The sequence below is a fragment of the Natronolimnobius baerhuensis genome, assembly GCF_002177135.1.
Taxonomy (GTDB): domain Archaea; phylum Halobacteriota; class Halobacteria; order Halobacteriales; family Natrialbaceae; genus Natronolimnobius; species Natronolimnobius baerhuensis.
Genome location: NZ_MWPH01000003.1, coordinates 238,134 through 256,998 on the forward strand (window position 1 = coordinate 238,134; position 18,865 = coordinate 256,998).

The window sequence follows — 18,865 nt, forward strand, 5'->3', positions numbered from 1 at the left end:
ATTACTGTTCGTCAACTCGCTCGAGGACGATCCCCTCTTCGAACCCGCCGCGCTCGGCCCGTTTCTCTCGACGAGCGCGCTCGAGTTCGGTTCGGTCGATGTCTCGATGTGCGAGTATCGCGTTGATGACCTCGAGAACGTCTGCTAGTTCCTCGAGCGTTCGGTCCTCGTCGAACTCGGCGGCTTCTTCGCAGAGTTTCGCTGCGAGTCGGTCTGCGTACTCTTCGTTCTCAACGGTGTGTGTTACTGGCTGCTCGTCGGTTGCTTCGATGATCGCTGGAATACGGTCGCGAACGAGTTTGTCGTATACTGTTGGCATCGCTCAGGAGTGTCGTCGAAGCGGACTTAGAAGTCGGCGTCGACACTGCCGTCTTCGTCGAGGTCGATAATCCCAGCAAACTGCTCACGGAACGCGTCGACAACTGCATCGTCGTGTGGGTCTTCCGAGAGGTGGAAGAGGCCAACGGCGTCGTACTCCTCGAGCAGGTTGAGAATTCGTTCGACGGCCTCGAGTGCATCGTCGTCGCCGGCGTAGTAGGCGAGTTCGGTGACGGAGTCGAAGCTAATGCGGAGTTTGCCGTCGTGTTCGCTCAGAAAGCCCTCGATGTGTTCGACGATGCCGTCGATGTCGTCGGGGGCGGCGACGTAGTGGACGGTGTCGGTTTTGCGTCGGGAGTAGCCGCGTTCGATTGAGAGCGTATCCAGAATTTCGGCGCGCTCTTCGTCGACGTCGTAGTACTCGAGTTTTTGTTTGACTTCGCGGGCAGTGGTTCGCGTGGAGACGACGAGGAAGTGATCCGTATCGACTTTCAGAAAGTCGGTATCGATGCGATCTGTTTCGCCTGTACTCGGATGGAGCAAGAGGATTCCTGTCCCGCCTGCAATCGTTTCCGGCGTCTCGTCAATCTCGAGCGTGTACTCCATGGTGGCGTCAACAACTCTTGGAATCGACTTAATAGTGCGGATGTGTCGTGTCAGTGGGGTCCATACTAACTGATCTTCCCGCCTTCCTGTCGGAGCAAGACGAGCATCGAGAACCCTGAAATGAGGATCAAGATGAGCGATGGGATAGCGGCGTACCGATAGGCCAGTGCATCCTGTGCGTCCCAGATAATCGACACGAGCGTATCCATCCCGACGGGTTGGAGCATGAGCGTCACTGGCAGTTCCTTCATCGTTGTCAGGAACACGAGGACGCCCCCGGCGACCAAACCCGGCATGATAGCCGGCAGGGTCACGCGGCGGAACGTCTCGATTCGGCCAGCGTTCAATGTGCGGGAGGCCTCGATTGTCTTGTCATCAACCTGGAGCACGGACGAGCGGACGGTCCCGACCGCCTGTGGCAGGAATCGAACGACGTACGCAAACACGAGCAGCCACACGCCTTGGCGGTACAGCGAGGGCAGCGTTCGGGTGCCAAGAAACACCAGCGCGAGCCCGATGACGATTCCCGGGACGGCAAAGCCGATGTAGGTCGCTCGCTCGAGGATACGCGAGACGAGAGAGTTCGCTCGGCCGGAGTAGTATGCGACTGGAATCGCGAACAGGCAGGCGATCAGCGCGGCCAGCAACGCGAGCCGGACCGAATTGTACGCGAACTCCCAGTGGAACTCGAGGGATGGAATGGGATCGCCTTGGCTGTGAATCAACCAGTTCGTAAAGATCGCAACTGGGACAACGAGTGTGAGAGCGCCGATTGCCGAGACGAACCCCATTGCTGGCCACTTCCAGTAGCCGAGTCGGATCGTACTTCCTGCGCGTGCACCGACGCCGCCGCTTGCATCCTCGTCACTTCCGATTCCGGCTTCGATGACGAGGACGATGGCGACGATTGCGATCAGTTGTAAGGCAAGTAACGCGGCGTACTCGACGGCGAAACTACTGAACTCCCAGTAGATCATGCTCGTAAAGACGCTCGCTTGCATGAACGCTGGCGTTCCGAAATCGGAAATTGCGTAGAGACCGGCGAGCAACGCACCGGCTGCGATCCCTGGCCTGATCTGTGGGAAGGTTACGCGCCGGAATGCTTCGAACGGGCCGGCGTTGAGCGTTCGTGCGGCGTCAGCCAGCGAGCTGTCCATCGACAGGAGCGCTGCTCGAGTCGTCAAGAAGACGTACGGGTAGGTGTACAGCGTGATAATGAAAATCGCGCCGGAGAGGCCGTCGACGCGCGGAATCGACATCCCCAGAAGTGAGTCGACTTGGCCGCCCGAGCCGAACATGCCGGTAAACGCAATCGCGCCGATGTAGCTCGGTATCACGAGCGGGAGCGCGGCGACGACCGTCCAGAACCGGGGATACGGAAGATCGGTCCGAGTGGTCAAGACGGCAAGTGGGACGCCAAGCAGGATCGAAAACAGCGTGACGAACCCCATCAGCCCGATGCTGTTGACTGTAATTCGTGCGGTCTCTGGCGAGAGAAGAAGATCAACCGACCGAGAGAGTTCAACTGTCGACGCCTGCCAGAGCAGCCAGAACATCGGCAACACGACCAAGAACGCGACGAACGCGCTTGCGCCGCCCAAAGCGACCACCCAGGGATCGGCGCGCTCGAGTCGCTCCGTAACCGCGTCGACAGGCTGCGCGTTGTCGATGGCGTTTTTGAGTGATTTCATCGTAGATGGTAAGGCAATCGAACCGGCGCTTCTAGGAATCGGTCGGCTCTCGATTCTCTTGAACCTCCTGATTGGTCCCTCGAATCGGGACACCAGTGTCGGTGATCGGAATAAAAAGGTGTGGGTCGAGTGATGCCAGCGGGAACGACTCGAGTTCTTGCGGTCCGACTGTCGACCCAATTTGTGTCCACTTGTCAGCCGCGACGGTACTTAGAGTGGCATCATGCCTTCGTCTTCCAGCACCTCGTTGGCTTCCTGGAGATCCATGTCGAACTCGCTGAGGTCGTACGTCGGCGAGTTGAGCTCGTCAGGGCCAGGCAGCGGGCCAACGTAGTCGACGCCGTCGACGACTGGGAACTCGCCGTTGTCGTCCATCATGAACTCTTGGCCTTCCACGGCGAGGAGGTGGCGTGCGAACTCGGCGACGAGTTCGGGGTCATCGACTTCGTTTGTCACGGCGATACCAGCGACGCTGAACAGGGCGCCTGCGTCGCCTTCAGTGAACGTCACACGGATCGGCGAGTCGGGGTCCTCGTTGACAAGGCGGGCGGCGTAGTAGCTGTTGCCGAGACCGATAATCGGGTCGTCGTCACCGCCTCGTTCGACGGCTGCAGCCTGGTCGCTCCCGCTCGGGAACAGATCTGGATCCTGTTCCATAAAGTCGCTGACCCACTGTCGCGTCGCGTCTTCGCCCTCGAGGTCGACCATTGCCTGGACGAACCCGCGGAACGTCCCGGAGTTTGGCCGCGTCGAGATGATGCCCTCGAATCGATCATCGGTCGCGTACTCGAAGATATCCGTTGGCAACTCGTCCCAGCTGTCGAACGGCGTCTCATCCAGTCGATCCTCGTTATAAAAGACGGACCGAACCCGGCCGCTGACCCCAGTCCAGTAGCCGTCGGGTTCGCGGTAACTTTCGGGGACGGTATCGACGATGTCTTCCGGAAGCTGCTGAACGAGGCCCATGTCGTGAACGGCACCGAGTGCGCCCGGGTCCTGGGAATAGAAGACGTCTGCCGGCGTCGCCTCTCCCTCCTGTTGGATCTGGTTGACCTGAACGTCGTTGTCGTCGTAATCGCGGAGAATCTCGAAACCGTCGTACTCGTTCTCGAGTTCTTCGAACACCAGGTCGATCTGGTCGCGTGTTCGGCCCGAGTAGACCGTGATCTCACCCTCGAGATCGCCGAGATCGTCCCAGGAAACGCCACTCGAGTCGACTGGACTCGCGAGTGGTTCGGCAGCGGCAACCGATCCTGCTGCGTTGGACCCTCCGCCGTTGCCGTCGTCGCTGCCGTTGCCGCTAGCGTCTTCGTCGCCGTTCCCGTTGCCGCTGTCATCATCGCCAAGACAGCCTGCAAGGGCAGCGAGGCCCGCTGCAGAAAGCCCTGCGCTGGCGAGGAATGGTCGGCGGCCGAATCGATTCGTGTGATCGCTGTTTCGCTGTTGCATACTTGTTTTAGGCCGACCTAAAACACATATACCTTCCGATTATTTTCGAGAAAACGGGAGAGAGGGCCAGACAGCGGTAGCTGTCCGTTCGACCGAGACCGATGCCCACGGTATTTCGGCCGACCTAAACCTCTCAGCTACTTCTTTTTAGGCTATCCTAAAGAGCCTGTCGGTCGCTCTAGTTTGCCGGCATCTGTTTCTCCGCTGGCGCGCGGACACACCCTCCTCGAGTCGGAAGCCGAACCGACTTTGGCCGCTGAGACCGACATCTCCGTATGAGCGTACGCGCAGAATTCGACGAGTGGGCGACGAGCGGACGCGATAAAGGGATGGAAGAGCGCCACTGGCATACCGCGAAACACGCACTCGCGCGCATGCCGGTCGAACCGGGAGAAACCGTCCTCGACCTTGGCTGTGGCAGCGGCTACGCCGGGCGTGCGCTTCGAGACACAAACGACGCCGGCCGACTGTATGGTCTGGATGGCTCGCCGGAAATGGCCCGCAATGCAGCCAGCTACACGGATGACCCAAACGTCGGCTACGTCGTCGGCGACTTCGACGCACTGCCCTTTGCCGACAACTCAATTGATCACGTCTGGTCGATGGAGGCGTTCTACTACGCCGCAGACCCCGAACACACGCTCGAGGAAATTGCCCGGATCCTCCGCCCCGGCGGCACGTTCTACTGTGCGGTCAACTACTACGAGGAGAACGTCCACTCTCACGAGTGGCAGGAGTTCATCGAGATCGAAATGACTCGCTGGGACCGAACTGAGTATCGCGAGGCCTTCCGCGAAGCCGGCCTCCACGTCGCTGAACAGGATACCATCCCCGACCGCGAGATCACGATCCCGGCCGCAGCCGAATTCCCACTCGAGGACTGGGACACTCGCGAAGCGATGGTCGAACGCTACCGTGAGTTTGGGACGTTGCTCACTGTCGGCGTCACACCGTAAGACTGTCACTGATTCCCGACCACTGTTTCCACTCGAGGTGGTCAGCATGCCCGCTACCGGCGACTCGAGAAAATCTGTCCGTTTTGCAACCCCCTGGTTTCCACTCGAGGGTCGTTCGCGTCGTTTTCACGCTGACTACAAATCCGAACTGAGACGGGTTAGGCGTCGAGTATCTGGCGCAACACATTGGGGGCGTCCTCGAGTGCGTCGTCCAGATCCTCGTCGTTGGGGCCGCCGCCCTGTGCGAAGTCCGGCGGGCCGCCACCGCCGCCGCCGACTTTGGCGGCGAGTTCGCCGACGACCTCACCAGCGTTGACGCCGACGCCGTCGGGGACGGAGACAACGAATTGGGCACCGCTTTGGCCGGTTCCGAGGACAGCGATCTTGCCTTCATCGCTGATGGCGGTTGCAGTCGCCCGGAGTTCGTCCATATCCGCGTCGATGCGGTCGACGACAGCGACTGCGTCACCAATGTCGATCTCCTCAGCGCCGCCACCGCCGCTGGCGCGGGCTTCGGCGAGCTGTTCGGTGAGGTCGTCGATCTCCTTTCCTCGAGCCTTCCACTCCTCGAAGAAGCGTTCTGCGGTCTCGGGAACGTCCTCGGGCGAGACGTCGAGACTGTTAGCGGCCTCGTAGAGGGCGTCCTCGTTATCCTGGGTCGACTCGAGGGCGGCCTCGCCAGCAGCGAAGGTGATCCGCTCGACGCCGTCTTGAACGCGTTCGGTGTTCAGGATCTTGATCGAGCCGATGTCGCCGGTTCGGGCGACGTGGGTGCCACCGCAGGCCTGGACGTCTTCGGCGACGTGGATGAGTCGGATCTGTTCACCCGGCGGGATGCCGCCCTGGTAGAGGTCGAAGCCGTGTTCGGCTTCTGCGTCGTGGCGGTCAGGCCACTCCTGCGTGACGCTGACGTTGTCCATCACGAGGTCGTTCGCGACGGCTTCGATCTGTTTGACATGCTCGCGGGAGATTCGGTCGTAGTGGCGAACGTCGATTCTCGAGGAGTCGACGCCCTTCTGGGCACCGGCCTGGCGGATGTGGTCGCCGAGGACGGCGCGGGTGGCGTGCATGATGATGTGCGTCGCCGTGTGATGGCGCATGAGTTGGCGTCGTCGGCCAGCATCGATTTGTCCGTTGACGAACTCGCCTTTGCCGAGGCTCTCGTCGGTTCGGTGGAGGATCACGCCGTCTTCGATCTGGACATCCGTGACATCGACGGCAGTGTCGTCGGTTGAAAGCGACCCAGTATCGGCAGGCTGGCCACCACCTTCGGGGTAGAACATCGTCTGATCGAGGACGATGTCGTAGCCCTCCTCGCGCTCGAAGACGTCGAGGACGATGGCCTCGAACTGGGTTCGCTGCTGGTCGTCGTAGTAGAGGCGCTCCGTTTTGGGGAGGTCCTCGAAGCGTTCGTCTTCGTCATCATCCGTCGCTGCCTCGGCGGCCTCGACAGTGTCGTGGCGGTCTGCAACGAGGCTGTAGAAGTCGTCGGGGACGTCAACCTCGGCTCCCGCCTCATCGGCGATTTCGGCGACCATATCCGGCTGAATGCCGTGGGAGTCATAGAGTTCGATCAACTCGTTGGTCGGAATCGCCTCGTCTTTCGTTGCGTACTCTTCAGCGAGACTCTCGACGCGTCGGCCGCCGCGCTCGAGCGTTTCACGATACTTTTCGACTTCGGTGCGGACGATGTCGCGGATGGTATCGCGGTTGTTGTACTCGAGGCGCTCGGCTTGCATGTCGACGAGTTCGTCGAGCGGGGCGTCGATCCCGACATTATCGCAGAGGCGTTTGGTGCGTCGGAGCACCATCCGCGCGAGATAGCCCGTGCCGACGTTCGACGGGACGATGCCGTCGCCGAACATGTACGCGAGCGTCCGGCAGTGATCGGCGATGGCGTAGATGTCCTCGAGTGGTTCGACGAGGTCGCGTAGTTCTTCGACCGAGACCTCGAGTTTGTCGGCAATCTCGCCGCGGGCTTCCTCGACGTCGTCGACGTCGTCGATGTCGAGATTCCCTGAGAGGCGGGCTGCGCGGGCAACGAGGGCGGACTGCTCGTCGGTGTGTTCGATTCCCGCGTTGTCCTTGAGGAAGTCGATCATCTCCGGGTAGATCGCCTCGTAGACGGTCGGCGTGCCCTGGCTCATCCAGGTCCAGCGCTCTAAGCCGTAGCCGGTGTCGACGATGTAGGTGTCCATGTAGGAGTAGCGGTCCCCTTTGATCTCGTAGTCGCCGTCGGGGTCTTGCTCCATGCACATGAACACGAGCGTCGCCAACTCGAGGCCCTTGTAGATGACCTCGATTGCGGGGCCGGCGTTGCCGCCGCCGACCCACGGATCTTCGATGTAGGTGACGTCGGTGATGTCTGCGCCCAACTCCTCGAGCAGCGTATCACAGAGTTCGACGGTGCGGTCCTTCCAGTAGACCTCGCCCTCGTAGGCGTACTCCTCGTCGGCGTCCTCGCGGGTGTTAAACGCGTGATGGGCCATCATCTCGAAGGCCATGGTGTGTCGGCCGGTCTTGCCGACGTTGTCGATGTCCTGCATTCGGATACAGGGCTGTGAGACCGTCAGCGGGTTCGCTGGCGGCGGCGTCTCGCCCGACGTGACCAGCGGCTGGAAGTCATAAATCGACGCCTGGGTCAGCAGGACGTCATCACGCCAGCGGTTCGCCGCGACGGGGTAGGGGTCGATTCGGTCGTGGTCCTGGTCCTCGAAGTACGTGAGGAACGCCTCGCGCATCTCCTCGAGGCTGTATTCCGCTGCGAACCCGGGGCTCCCGATGAAGTCGTATTCTTCACAGGGCGGCTCGCCGCAGGTTTCCCGGTCCTCGTCGCGCGTCCAGAAGTGTGCCCCACACTCGGGACACTCCGTGCGCACGAATCCTTCCTCCTCGAAGTACTCGAGGCGGTACTCGTCCGCCAGTTCAGTCATTATATCTGTGTTGGCCAGCCAGCGCCTAAAACAGTTCCGCAACGTTCACCACGGGAGAATTCGCCCTGAATCCGGGTCGATTGTCATCGACAGGACTGCCTGCTTGGGGATTGGTTCGGAAATCACCATTCGGAAACGAATACTGTCTGTAATGGGGGATGGTCAGACGAGAGACACTCTCGGGACACGTACCGATACGCTGCACAAAAGTATGTTCAATTGATATTTTCGCCTCGAATGCGACGATTCGGCCAGCAAATCTTTACCGCAGGTCTGCAGCACACTATGTATAGACTGCTCGCTGGGCGGACACCCGAACGGATGCGATCCCAGCGAGCCCCGACCGGACCCCCAGTCGCTCTGCCGACCGAACCCACTATCGACCGCTGATCACTGATGGCACACTCGTCACCTCGCTCACGCACACACGCACGAACGATCCTCTACGTCGCGCCGACCGACGGGACAGCCCGTTCCGGGGCTGAGACACTCGCACGCGTCACCGCACAGACCGACCCTGACCTCGAGTCCACTGTTCAAGCAGTCCAGTCACCTGAGCGCTTGCGCGAGCTAGCGCCGGACGCCGACTGCGTCGTGATCCACGAATCTACAGACGAGGAGGTCTCTATGAGCGTCCTCGAGATCGTCTCTGTCTGCGGGGCGACGCCGCTCGTGCTCTTTACCGACGCATCCTACGCCTCCGCGGTCACGCGTTCGGCAGAGGGTATCGACGGCTACGTTCGCCGCGGCACCGACGACGCCGTTGTCCACCTCGCAGACGAGATTTCGAAGGTGTGTCACAACGAGGCCATCGGCGGCCCCACCGCGGAGTCGCCGCTCGAGCGGGCGGATTCGGACGCGACTGTCGAGGCTAGTCTCGAGGGTGTAGACCACGACGAGCAGGCCCAGCCAACCGCGGACGCAGCTGACACAGCCGAGAGAGCGGACGAGAGCGGTCACGATGACGCCGACGCTGCTGGTGATTCCGGCGCAGGAACCGACACCGGCACAGGCACCGACGCTGGCGCACTCGAGGAGTCCGTTGCCCACCCCGAGCAGACAATCGATGGCGGGGGTGCGGCTAGCGCTCCCCCTGTCATCGGCACCGACCGACAGGCCATGCGCGCCGATCCCAGAACGGCGACCGCGCTGCTCGAGACGACTGCCAGAATCGTCGACTGCCGGGACCGGGAACTACTCTTTGGCCGCGTCGTCGAGGGCGCGGTCGGCGTTCTCGGCTTTCGTCACTGCTGGCTTTCGACCGTCCACTTCGGCGAACTGGTCCCGCGCGCTGCGTCGCCAGCGGTTCCGGGACACGCCCTCGAGTCCACTGCCGTCGATGGCCCGCTCGGAACGGCGTTCAAGGCGGGTGAACCGACTCGTATCGACGACGTGCGCGACCATCCGGATATTCGGCTGCCGATTGAGGGTGCTCGCTCGCTGTGTAGCGTCCCGGTTGGCGATATCGGCGTGATTCGAATCGTCGCCGACACGGAGGCCGCGTTTGACGACATGGACGTGGCGCTCTTGCAGGGCCTCTGTAACGCCGCAGCAGCCGTTCTCCAGCGCAACTGGGACGAGATGGGCGTCGTCAACGCTCGCAATCAACTGGAACGGGAAGTCGAGCGCCTCGAGTCCGAACGCGAGCAGTTCGCCGCCGCCGCAGAGCAACTCGCGAGCGAGCGGGATCGAATCGCAGCCGAACGCGACCAGTTGCTCACGCTCGTCGAAGACGTCGCCAAACCGACGCTGCGTTATGACATCGCCGACGGCCAGGCCATCATCCGCGATGTCAACGAGGCCGTCGAAGCCGTCTTCGGTGACGACCCCGACGCCGTCCGCGGCCAGCCAGTCGAGGCGTACGTCGTCCCCGACGGCCTCGAGGAGCGAGCCGAAACGCTCGCCGACGCGCTGGCTGCGACCGAGCAGTACCAGATTCTCGACCAGCGCGACACCGTTGAGGGGGTCCGCGATTTCATGCTGACGATCATCCCACTCGAGCAGGCAGCCGACGCGCCAGCGGCCGCCGACTGCGAAGGCCTGCTCGTCTACGACGATATCACCGAGTCCAAGCGACGAGAACTCGAACTCGCCGCCGCGAACGCCCGTCTCGAGCGAGTCGCCGATCTGATCGACGACGACCTCGAGCAGCCGCTGTCGACGGCACGAAACTACCGTGAACTGGCCGCCAAGACGGGCAGTAACGATCACTTCGCCGTGATCGCGGAGGCCCACGAGCAACTCGCGGCGCGACTCGAGGATCTCGAGGCCGTCGCCGCGTGGGACGATGCCTCGGACGAGACGGAGCCGATTGCGCTGCAGGACGTTGCCCGACGCGCGTGGACCGATATCGACACGGGCAACGCGCAGTTAGTTGCAGAGGATGACCTCATTCTCGAGGCCGACAGAGCGGACTTACGGGAGTTATTCGAGTACGTGCTTGACGCTGCGATTGACGACGACGGCAGGTCGGACACCGACGAGGAGACGCCGGCGACGATCACCGTCGGCGCGACTGACGACGGCTTTTACGTGGCCGGTGATCGACCGACGGGCACTGAGAACGCAACTGGCGACGGCCGGCAGGACGCGCCCACACCCGGCCGATTAACTGCCTCCGATGGTGCCGGCGTGCAACTCGGGCTGGTCGAGCGAATCGCCGACCAGCACGGCTGGGACATCGGCGTCGCCGAAGACGATGACGGGACCGCATTCGCGTTCCGCGGGGTCGACGCGATCAGCGTGAACCGAAATCGAGTGTAGCCGGCGCTGGGACTCGAGTTGTACGTACGTAGCGCAGTGTTTGAGAAAATTCATGTATCCATCGTAACTTGTTCTGGTATGAACCGCACAGAACTGTTCCTCGCGATTATCGCGTACACGCTCATCGTGCAGGTGTTCGTCGACGGCAGCGGAGACGTCTCGTTCGCGTACCTCCCGCTTTTCGTCCTCTTGTTTGCCCTCCCGATATTCGTCGTCCTCGACCTGCTGAAAAACCCGCAGTTCGAGTAGCCTATTCGCCGTCGCCCTCGAGCGCCAGCGACGCGAGCAGCGCCTCGAGTTGCAGGCGCTCGTTTGCACCCTCAGTGATCCGGTAGTCGACCTCGCCGAGGCGCTCGAGGAGCCGAACTGTGGCTTGCTCGGAGATGTCGAACTCCCAGGCGGAGCGATGGAGTTGGTCAATCACGTCGCCGCCGGCCAGTCCGCGGTCCATCAGCAGGTCCTCGAGTGCGGCGCGGGCGGCGGTGAAGTCGCCGCCGATGGCGTGGGTCACCATCTCCTCGACCTCCTCCGGGCGCGCGGTGGCGGTAATCGCGAAGACGGTTTCCTCGTCGACGGTTTCGCCCATCACGGCCGCGGCCTGCAGGGCGTTGATCGCCTTGCGCATGTCGCCGTCTGCCGCGTAGACGAGCGCGTCGACGCCGTCGTCGGTGACTTCGATATCTTGGTCGGCGGCGATTTCGCGCACCTGCGCCTCGATTGCGGTCTCGGTAAGTTGGGTGAATCGGAACACCGCACAGCGAGATTGAATCGGATCGATAATCTGACTCGAGTAGTTACAGGAGAGGATAAAGCGGGTGTTGTTGGAGAACTGCTCCATCGTCCGGCGCAGCGCTGACTGAGCGTCAGAAGTGAGCGCGTCCGCCTCGTCCAGAAAGATGATCCGGTGGTCGTAGCCGCCGAAGGAGGAGCGCGCGAAGTCTTTGATCCGGTCGCGGACGACGTCGATGCCGCGCTGATCGGAGGCATTGAGCTCGAGGAAGTTCTCGCGCCAGTCGTCGTCGTAGACTTCGCGGGCGATAGCCTGTGCAGCCGTCGTTTTTCCTGTTCCGGCTGGGCCTGCAAACATGAGATGCGGCAAGTCGTCCTGCTCGACGTACCGTTGCAGGCGCGGGACGATGTTCTCGTGGCCCTTGATCTCGTCGAGCCGCTGCGGGCGGTACTTTTCGATCCAGACTTCGGTTTTCCCGGGTGTGGGCTCCGCCGCCTCGGCGTCGGCCTCGCTCATACCGGTCCAAGGGTGGGCCGGGAAATAAATCGACCGAAGGTGGTTCCGGCTCCGACGTCCGAGCGCCAGCGCCGATACGTCCCCCTCGAGTAGTTCGCCTCCTCCCTGCGTGACAGCTTTTTCTCGCTGCTCGAGGTAGCTCGAGAGAGTGAGTGAGATGACACGAACACCAAAGCGATTACAGACACGAGCCCGGTCGGTCCGAATCGTCGCCGTCGTCGTGCTCGCCATCGCCTGTACGCTGGCGCTGGTTCCGACTGCGGTGCTCGCCCAGACCGATGCACAGACCGGCGGCACGGTGATAGTTGAGGAAGGAGAGACCGTCAGCGACCTCGAGGCGTTCGCGGGGTCGGTCGTCGTCGAGGGAACGGTCACGGGTGATGCAAGCGCCGTCGCGGGCTCGATACAGGTCGCAGAGAGCGGCGAGATCGGTGGCGACTTCGAAGCAGCCGGCGGCAGCGTCGTCATCGAGGGCACTGTCGAGGGCAACCTTCAGGCCGCAACGGGGAGCCTCGAGATCCGCGAGGACGCGACTATCGGCGGCGACCTCTCGGCCGGCGCTGGCAGCATCGTTATCGACGGCACGCTCGAGTCGAACGCAGAGGTCGGTGCCGACACGATCCGACTCGGTGACGACGCAGCAATCGCGGGCGATCTGCGCTACGGCGGCGACCTCGAGGGCAACACCGACGCCGTCGCGGGCACAATTACGGAAGATTCCTCGCTCGGTGTGACCGGCGACGTGGTACCGTCGATTGAGCCGGTGGCCTCCTGGCTGTTTTCGGCGTACATTTTCGCGGCAAACCTGCTCCTCGGTGTGGTGTTGCTCGCGCTCTTCCCGCGCTTTTCGGCGGGCGTCGCCGCTCGTGTCGCAAGCGATCCGATTCGGACCGGACTGGCCGGGCTAGGGTTGCTCATCGGTGTGCCAATCGCGCTCATTGCGCTCGCGATTACCGTCATCGGCATCCCACTGTCGGTCATTGGATCGTTCCTGTTCGCGCTGCTCGTCTGGGTCGGCGTCGTCTACGGGCGATTCGCCGTCGCGGCGTGGCTGCTCGGTTTGGTCGGCCTCGAGAATCGCTGGCTCGCGCTCGTCGTCGGGCTGGTCGCCGGCGCGCTGGTTGCGCAGATCCCCTACGTCGGCGGGCTGATCAATTTCGTCGTCTTCCTGCTCGGACTGGGCGCACTCGGCTGGGGGCTGTACGCACACCGACGAGCGGCGCGAAACCGGGAACGCGACTCGCCGGCTGGAGTCGGACCGTCCGAGTCGCCGATGGACTGAACGTGACGACGCCGAGCGACGCGCTCAAGTCCGCGCCCTCACAACCGTCGCGTATGCACGTCACCGTCGATATCAAAGGCGAGGGGACCCACGAGTTCGACCTCGAGGAGGTTGCAGACGGAACCGACGGCCGACCGACGTACGCCGCGTTGCTCCGCGCGGTCGACCTCAGTCCCCACGAGGTAAGCGTGCTCGTCGACGGGCGACCGGTGCCGGAGGATCAGCCAGTCGAAAGCGAGCACGTGACCGTGTTGCGACTGATCAAAGGCGGTTGCGTCGACTGAGACGGCCTGACATCCCGAGTTCCGGGGTCGTGGGATATGAAAGCTCGAGGGTTTTGACGGTGGCACTGATACAGAGACATATGACTGATGGTGCCCGCGTCACACTGGCGAACGTCGGTCCGGGTCCGGACACGCTCACACTTGCGGAGTTGGCCGACCCAGTCGAGCCGACGGATCCGACAACGACGGAGGAGCCGGATCCGGCCTACGAGGCGGTCGTCGTCTTGCTCCACCGCGACCACCACTGCGGGCAGTGTCGCCGCCAGGTTCGGGCAGTCGCCGACCGGTACGACGAATTTCGCGAGCGCGGGTGTCAGGTGGTCTCGATTGTCCCCGAGCCACGCGAGCGTGTCACAGAGTGGCAAGAACGCTACGACCTTCCGTTCCCGATCTGTGCCGACCCCGACGCGGTCGCCGGCGAGGCGTTCGACCAGCCGATCCGACTCGGTGCGCTCGGCGAACACTTTGACCTCGTCGGGCGGATGCCAGCCGCGCTCGTCTTCAACGTTCGATCTGACGACGCCACCGAACTGGACGCCCCGGATCAGGACTCGAGCGAGGCCAAACTCACGCTGACCGCGAGTCACCGCGGCCGAACGACCATGGATCGCCCCGACATCGACGACTTGTTGGCCACGGTCGACCGACAGGCGTGAGATGGCCGTCTTTGTCCGTCCTGCAACGCCCGACGACCGCCTCGAGGTCCGGCGGATCCTCGACGCCGCGATGCTCGAGCCGGGCGATGTCGAAACCCGGCTCGACGCTGGCGACGTATTCGTCGCGGGCGATCACCGCGGGAGTGCTTCGGCAGAGTCAGCGACCGCGTCCGGGCGCGAACGCATCCTCGGCACCATCGTCCTCGAGCCACTCGCAGACGACGACGGCGCACACATCGCAGCCATCGGCGTTCGTCGGAGCCACCGCGGTCGCGGCTTCGGCCGCGCGCTGATCGAACACGCCCTCGAGCGGGAGGGACGACTCACCGCGCGATTCGACGAGGGGGTGCGGCCGTTCTACGAGCGACTGGGGTTTTCCATCGAGTCGATTGACGACAAGCGCCATCGCGGTGTGGCTGTCGCCGCTGATCACGTATAGTCCCAAAACCGGGGGACAACCTCGAGTTCCAACACTCATGTTGATATGATGATACAGCGATACGATTATGTGTCAGTTACAATGATTATGGGTATGACCAGTCGTCGCCCCGACGAGTCCTCGTGGCGCAGGTGGCACGCACTCGTCGAACACTATACGCCGGATGGTGCCCTCGGGCGGTGGCTTCTTGGCTCGCTGAGTAGCTTTTTTGGCCTCTGGCTGCTCGCGATCTTCGGTGCCGAAGTGATCTACTGGGGGCTGTCGCTTGCCATGCTGTTCTGGACGACGGTGTTACTCGGCGTCGGCATTCCCATGGTCCTCGTGGGACTGCTCACACTCTGGCCGCTGTACCTCTCGCTCATCGGCAACCTCGAGTCGGCGGCCGACTACTCCGTTCCGGGGATGGACCGGGCGAATCCGCCGGTCGAAACGCCACAGCGCGATCCGTCCGCGAAGGACGACGTCGATGCGACGGACCCGTTCGCTGATCTCAAGCGCCAGTACGCAGCCGGTGACCTCTCCGAAGACGAGTTTGAACGCCGACTGGATGCTCGCCTCGACGAGGTCGATTCATCAACTCGAGGGGCCGACGACAACACGACTCGAGACCGACTTCAAGATCACAACTGACACTTAGCCGCTCGAAGAAAGCCTAAATACTCACCGTGCAAACGATTGACTTGCACCGAAAGGTGCGGTATGTGAGAGTGCGATCCCTACCACAACCACCCTCTCACATACGTGCTTCCACCTGGAAGCGACTGGGTGTTGTCACCCACTCTCCTAAACGATAGTGGCTGCTTAGTCATGCATTCGGCCGTGGGAGGCGTTCACGACGATGGCCGTCGTTTTCTTATCGACTCTCTGACTCGAGTATCGACTGGAACCGGTTGACTTACTAATTAGTTACGGTATTTTACACTATGAACCGCCGGGATCTTTTCGCGATAGCTGGGTCAGGGGTTACGATTCCAGTTGTCGGATGTCTACAACGTGGGTCCTCAAATACTGACGTACTCACCCCGTCACCGTCGATTGATACAGAAGCGCCGGCGGACTGCGGTCCCGCAGCACTGTCGCTCTCCGAGCGACTCGGCGACAATCCGGGCGACGAGGGGCCGTGTCCTGAGGACGCGAAGCCGGCGATTGCCGTGGAAAACGAACGGGACGAAGACGTCACGGTCTCCGTGGATATCGACCACGACGATGCGCTGACGGAGTCGTACGCGCTCGATTCGGGCGAACGGGTCCTCGAGCGGCAGGCGTTTCAGTCGGTCGAATCGGGCTGGTTTGGGTCGACGGAGCTGCGGGCGACTATCCAGATCGAGAACGAACCGGATCGAGAGGTCGTCTGGCCTGACCGGTCGTGTTACAGACACGCCATCGCAATCGTTCCCGATGGCCTCGAGATCGGATGGATCGAACCGCTGGACGGGGTCGGTGACATCGATCACGACTGTTATACGGGTGATACCGTGTCGTTCCGGCTCGAATCCCTCGGAGAGGTCCGAACGGTGTCGGTCACGATTGTCGACGTCTGTGCCGAAACGGAAACGACTGAAACGGTCGACGCGGGTGCGTACGAAGAAGGCGTTTGGCTATCCGACGTGCTCACGAACGGCGGCGTCTACGAAATCACGGTGTCCGTCGAGAACGGGCCGACGGAAACGTACGCGTTTGACGCGGAGTGTGGCGGACTAAACGCCGTGATCGACGAGGACGGTGACCTCGACGTGTTTCCAATCCCGATGGAATAGCCGTTCATGAATCCGAGTTCATTGGTACTCGGTCGAAAAGATCAGTTCCGTCCCGAACGCGGTCGACTCGTCCAGTTTACGAGGACGGCGACCTCGACTGATCCGACTCGAGTGTCGACCGAAACCGGTCCAGTCCCATCTCGAGCATGTCCGGACTCACGGTCTGGAACTCGCCGTCGTCGGGCAGATACGGACGCACAGAATCCCAGCTTTCGCGTGCGTAGCGTTCGTCGAGCAGGACACGCACGCCGACATCCTCCGGACTGCGAATCACGCGACCGATTGCCTGGCGGGCCTTGCGAACGGCGGGGATCGTCAGCGCGTAGGTAAAGCCGTCGCCGAACTCGTCGTCGTAGGCCCGCCGAACCGCCTTCGTGCGCGGGCTCGCGGTGTTGACGAGTGGAACGCCACAGACGACCGCGGCGGAGAGGCGGTCGCCGCTGTAGTCGACGCCCTCCGTGAGTGTCCCTCGCAAACTCGTCACGAGCACTTTCCCCTCGCCCGCGAAGAACTCGCTTTTGAGCGACTCCGTCGCCTCGTCGTCGCTCGAGGCGTCGAGCAAGATCGGTTTCGAGAGGTGGTCCTCGAGTGCGCCGGCGATCCACTTTGCTTCCGAATAGCTTGGCATGCCGACGAGGACGTTCCCCGGCAGGCGGCCGATCTTCGCGACCGCGTTGGCGTAGTGGGTTCGGGTTCGATTCTCGTCGCCCGGCTGCCCCCGATTATCGTAGGTAAACTTCGGTGCGGCGACGGCGAAGCTCTCGCGGTTTTCCGCGGGAAAGTGCAGCCCGTAGCGACGTTCGACGACCGGGCGGTCGTCCTCGCGTGCAAGGTACTCGAGCCCGGTCACCTCGGTGAAGGCGTCCATCGGCTCGAGGGTGGCGCTCATCAGGACGCCGCCGCCGAACGAGGCGAGGCGCTCGCCGATGGCATCGCTCGGGACGCAGTTGTGCAAGGCGAGACGGGCGTTGTAGGCGCGACGCCACGAGTCGCCGGGTTCGGTGTCGTCCCAGGTACGCTCGAGTTCGATTTCGCGGAAGTACTCGGTGTGATCGCAGCGATACCATTCGCCGAGGACGCGGCCCGCGGCGGGGGCGGCGCGCGTCCGATCTTCGTCTTCGGCTTCGTTGAGAATGCGGGCGACGACGGCGCCGACGGATTCGGCGCGAACCCACTCGGCGTCGCTGTAGCCCTCGGATCTCGCCCACTCGGTCAACTCGTCTTCGGCCGGCTGAGACGGGTCTCGGAGCGGAATTTCGTCGTCCGAGAGGTCGGTGAGGTCCGACTGCCACCCCCTGTGTTTCCGGTCGAGATGGGCAGTGACACGCCGGTCGAGTTCGATACGAAGATCCTCGACGAACTCGAGGGTGCGATTGAGTTCTTCGTAGGTGACGTCGCTGTCGTTCAGTTCGGCGCGTACGAGGTCGGCGTCGGCGGTTTTCGAGCCGCCCTGGGCCTGGCGGCCCTCGCGTTCGAATTTGATCGGCTGGAGCACGCGGGAAATCTCGGTGGCGGCGTCTCGCAGCGTCCGGTCGCCGACGCCCTCGCTGACCAGATCGCGCACGCGTGGCTCGAGCATGTGGGCTTCATCGCAGACGACGAACGTCGAGTCGTCGAGTAGGGCTCCCGTAAACGTGCCCGTCGTGCGCGGATCGAAGGCGTGGTAGTAGTTGCCGACGACGACCTCGGCGTGGCCGAGCACCGCGCCCATCACCGAGTGCGGGCAGGTGCCGTGGGCGACCGAGCGCGCGACGAGGTCATCGGGCGTGATCATCCCCGCTTCGGTGAAGTCGTACGGAACGGCTTCGCTCGCATCGCCGTCGCTGTCTTCCTCCGGAAGGTCCTCGAGGTACTGCGCGTAGAACGGGCAGTACTCGGTTTCGGCCCCGACGGGGCCGCCTTCGCCGTACTCGGGCAGATCGCGCGGATAGGGCGAGGGCTCGCCGGCGCTCTCGAGATAGGTTGCATTGCCCCCGCCTTGATTTCCACTGTCGGCGAGGCCGATCTGCTGGCTGCGGGCGCGTGCGGCGAGATTCTGAGCGGTCGTCTCGCCGGCTTCGCCGGTCAGATCGCGGGTCCGGTCCCGCAGCGTCTCACAGCGGTCGTAGACGTTCCCGTCGTCGAACCCTGCTGCACGTTCGCGGTTGTACGGACAGACGTCCGCCTTGCCGACCAGCGTGAGCCCCGAGACGGGGTTCCAGTCGTCGGGCAGATTCGCGTTGATCGTCTCTAAGTCTTCTTCGAACTGGCGCAGTTGCTGTTTGACGCTCGTGAGCACGAGCACGCGCTCGTAGTCGGTGTCTGGATCGCGCACGAGGTCGATCCCCGCAGTGAGTGCGATCATCGTCTTGCCCGTGCCGCAGGCTCCCTCGATGACCGTATAGCCGCCGTCTCGAGCGGTCTCGATGGCGGTTTCGATGCCGTCGACTTGCGGGTCGTACGGCTGGGGGTGGCCGAAGATCGAGCGCCAGTCCGTCATTGGGTT

The 18,865-nt window shown here is 62.8% G+C and carries 16 protein-coding genes; 9 read left to right on the plus strand and 7 right to left on the minus strand.

Features of this window, described 5'->3' with window-relative positions:
• Nucleotide 1: 1 nt before the first annotated feature.
• The 4 genes from B2G88_RS13755 to B2G88_RS13770 all read right to left on the minus strand — a co-directional run bounded on the left by B2G88_RS13755 (nt 2) and on the right by B2G88_RS13770 (nt 4,064).
• On the minus strand, nt 2-319 hold the full coding sequence (locus tag B2G88_RS13755; RefSeq protein ID WP_054863555.1) for a nucleoside triphosphate pyrophosphohydrolase: 318 nt from the start codon (nt 317-319) through the stop codon (nt 2-4).
• Nucleotides 320-345: 26 nt separating this feature from the next.
• Nucleotides 346-924, minus strand: a complete 579-nt coding sequence (locus tag B2G88_RS13760; protein WP_087715083.1) for a DUF7090 family protein — start codon at nt 922-924, stop codon at nt 346-348.
• 65 nt (nt 925-989) lie between these two features.
• Nucleotides 990-2,615: an ABC transporter permease gene (locus B2G88_RS13765; protein WP_087715084.1), complete on the minus strand. Its 1,626-nt coding sequence runs from the start codon at nt 2,613-2,615 to the stop codon at nt 990-992.
• 210 nt (nt 2,616-2,825) lie between these two features.
• A complete protein-coding gene (locus B2G88_RS13770; RefSeq protein WP_087715085.1) occupies nt 2,826-4,064 on the minus strand; it encodes an extracellular solute-binding protein in 1,239 nt (412 codons plus the stop codon).
• 275 nt (nt 4,065-4,339) lie between these two features.
• On the opposite strand from B2G88_RS13770, the gene B2G88_RS13775 reads away from it, so the two are divergent.
• Nucleotides 4,340-5,020: a class I SAM-dependent methyltransferase gene (locus B2G88_RS13775; RefSeq protein ID WP_087715086.1), complete on the plus strand. Its 681-nt coding sequence runs from the start codon at nt 4,340-4,342 to the stop codon at nt 5,018-5,020.
• 158 nt (nt 5,021-5,178) lie between these two features.
• Here B2G88_RS13775 and alaS read toward each other — a convergent pair whose 3' ends face one another.
• Nucleotides 5,179-7,953, minus strand: coding sequence for an alanine--tRNA ligase (alaS, locus tag B2G88_RS13780; RefSeq protein WP_087715087.1), 2,775 nt, complete (start codon nt 7,951-7,953; stop codon nt 5,179-5,181).
• A gap of 396 nt (nt 7,954-8,349) precedes the next feature.
• On the opposite strand from alaS, the gene B2G88_RS13785 reads away from it, so the two are divergent.
• On the plus strand, nt 8,350-10,716 hold the full coding sequence (locus tag B2G88_RS13785; protein WP_087715088.1) for a GAF domain-containing protein: 2,367 nt from the start codon (nt 8,350-8,352) through the stop codon (nt 10,714-10,716).
• Between the two features lie 78 nt (nt 10,717-10,794).
• Nucleotides 10,795-10,965, plus strand: a complete 171-nt coding sequence (locus tag B2G88_RS19650) for a hypothetical protein (RefSeq protein WP_176393247.1) — start codon at nt 10,795-10,797, stop codon at nt 10,963-10,965.
• A 1-nt stretch (nt 10,966) separates the two neighbouring features.
• On the opposite strand, the gene B2G88_RS13790 is transcribed toward B2G88_RS19650, so the two are convergent.
• Nucleotides 10,967-11,962: a replication factor C small subunit gene (locus B2G88_RS13790; RefSeq protein WP_054863559.1), complete on the minus strand. Its 996-nt coding sequence runs from the start codon at nt 11,960-11,962 to the stop codon at nt 10,967-10,969.
• Nucleotides 11,963-12,119: 157 nt separating this feature from the next.
• Between B2G88_RS13790 and B2G88_RS13795 the strand changes: the two genes are divergently transcribed.
• The 6 genes from B2G88_RS13795 to B2G88_RS13820 all read left to right on the plus strand — a co-directional run bounded on the left by B2G88_RS13795 (nt 12,120) and on the right by B2G88_RS13820 (nt 16,380).
• A complete protein-coding gene (locus B2G88_RS13795; protein WP_087715089.1) occupies nt 12,120-13,244 on the plus strand; it encodes a bactofilin family protein in 1,125 nt (374 codons plus the stop codon).
• A gap of 53 nt (nt 13,245-13,297) precedes the next feature.
• On the plus strand, nt 13,298-13,528 hold the full coding sequence (gene samp2, locus B2G88_RS13800; protein WP_054863564.1) for a ubiquitin-like small modifier protein SAMP2: 231 nt from the start codon (nt 13,298-13,300) through the stop codon (nt 13,526-13,528).
• Nucleotides 13,529-13,608: 80 nt separating this feature from the next.
• Entirely contained in the window at nt 13,609-14,184 is a 576-nt protein-coding gene (locus B2G88_RS13805) for a redoxin domain-containing protein (RefSeq protein ID WP_054863560.1), read from the plus strand.
• Between the two features lies 1 nt (nt 14,185).
• Nucleotides 14,186-14,623 (plus strand): GNAT family N-acetyltransferase, encoded by a 438-nt coding sequence (locus B2G88_RS13810; RefSeq protein ID WP_054863561.1) that lies wholly within the window; start codon nt 14,186-14,188, stop codon nt 14,621-14,623.
• A 93-nt stretch (nt 14,624-14,716) separates the two neighbouring features.
• Nucleotides 14,717-15,253 (plus strand): SHOCT domain-containing protein, encoded by a 537-nt coding sequence (locus B2G88_RS13815; RefSeq protein WP_087715090.1) that lies wholly within the window; start codon nt 14,717-14,719, stop codon nt 15,251-15,253.
• A 293-nt stretch (nt 15,254-15,546) separates the two neighbouring features.
• On the plus strand, nt 15,547-16,380 hold the full coding sequence (locus tag B2G88_RS13820) for a hypothetical protein (RefSeq protein WP_054863563.1): 834 nt from the start codon (nt 15,547-15,549) through the stop codon (nt 16,378-16,380).
• Nucleotides 16,381-16,456: 76 nt separating this feature from the next.
• Here the strand turns inward: B2G88_RS13820 and B2G88_RS13825 are convergent, their stop codons facing one another.
• Nucleotides 16,457-18,859, minus strand: a complete 2,403-nt coding sequence (locus B2G88_RS13825; protein ID WP_087715091.1) for an ATP-dependent DNA helicase — start codon at nt 18,857-18,859, stop codon at nt 16,457-16,459.
• Between the last annotated feature and the right edge of the window lie 6 nt (nt 18,860-18,865).

What these genes read in the sequence shown, in the direction of transcription:
- B2G88_RS13775 (WP_087715086.1), top strand. Translation starts at nt 4,340, where the DNA reads ATGAGCGTACGCGCAGAATTCGACGAGTGGGCGACGAGCGGACGCGAT.
- B2G88_RS19650 (WP_176393247.1), top strand. Translation starts at nt 10,795, where the DNA reads ATGAACCGCACAGAACTGTTCCTCGCGATTATCGCGTACACGCTCATC.
- B2G88_RS13790 (WP_054863559.1), bottom strand. Translation starts at nt 11,962, where the DNA reads ATGAGCGAGGCCGACGCCGAGGCGGCGGAGCCCACACCCGGGAAAACC.
- alaS (WP_087715087.1), bottom strand. Translation starts at nt 7,953, where the DNA reads ATGACTGAACTGGCGGACGAGTACCGCCTCGAGTACTTCGAGGAGGAA.
- B2G88_RS13765 (WP_087715084.1), bottom strand. Translation starts at nt 2,615, where the DNA reads ATGAAATCACTCAAAAACGCCATCGACAACGCGCAGCCTGTCGACGCG.
- B2G88_RS13805 (WP_054863560.1), top strand. Translation starts at nt 13,609, where the DNA reads ATGACTGATGGTGCCCGCGTCACACTGGCGAACGTCGGTCCGGGTCCG.
- B2G88_RS13785 (WP_087715088.1), top strand. Translation starts at nt 8,350, where the DNA reads ATGGCACACTCGTCACCTCGCTCACGCACACACGCACGAACGATCCTC.
- B2G88_RS13815 (WP_087715090.1), top strand. Translation starts at nt 14,717, where the DNA reads ATGACCAGTCGTCGCCCCGACGAGTCCTCGTGGCGCAGGTGGCACGCA.
- samp2 (WP_054863564.1), top strand. Translation starts at nt 13,298, where the DNA reads ATGCACGTCACCGTCGATATCAAAGGCGAGGGGACCCACGAGTTCGAC.
- B2G88_RS13820 (WP_054863563.1), top strand. Translation starts at nt 15,547, where the DNA reads ATGAACCGCCGGGATCTTTTCGCGATAGCTGGGTCAGGGGTTACGATT.
- B2G88_RS13770 (WP_087715085.1), bottom strand. Translation starts at nt 4,064, where the DNA reads ATGCAACAGCGAAACAGCGATCACACGAATCGATTCGGCCGCCGACCA.
- B2G88_RS13795 (WP_087715089.1), top strand. Translation starts at nt 12,120, where the DNA reads ATGACACGAACACCAAAGCGATTACAGACACGAGCCCGGTCGGTCCGA.
- B2G88_RS13760 (WP_087715083.1), bottom strand. Translation starts at nt 924, where the DNA reads ATGGAGTACACGCTCGAGATTGACGAGACGCCGGAAACGATTGCAGGC.
- B2G88_RS13810 (WP_054863561.1), top strand. Translation starts at nt 14,186, where the DNA reads ATGGCCGTCTTTGTCCGTCCTGCAACGCCCGACGACCGCCTCGAGGTC.
- B2G88_RS13825 (WP_087715091.1), bottom strand. Translation starts at nt 18,859, where the DNA reads ATGACGGACTGGCGCTCGATCTTCGGCCACCCCCAGCCGTACGACCCG.
- B2G88_RS13755 (WP_054863555.1), bottom strand. Translation starts at nt 319, where the DNA reads ATGCCAACAGTATACGACAAACTCGTTCGCGACCGTATTCCAGCGATC.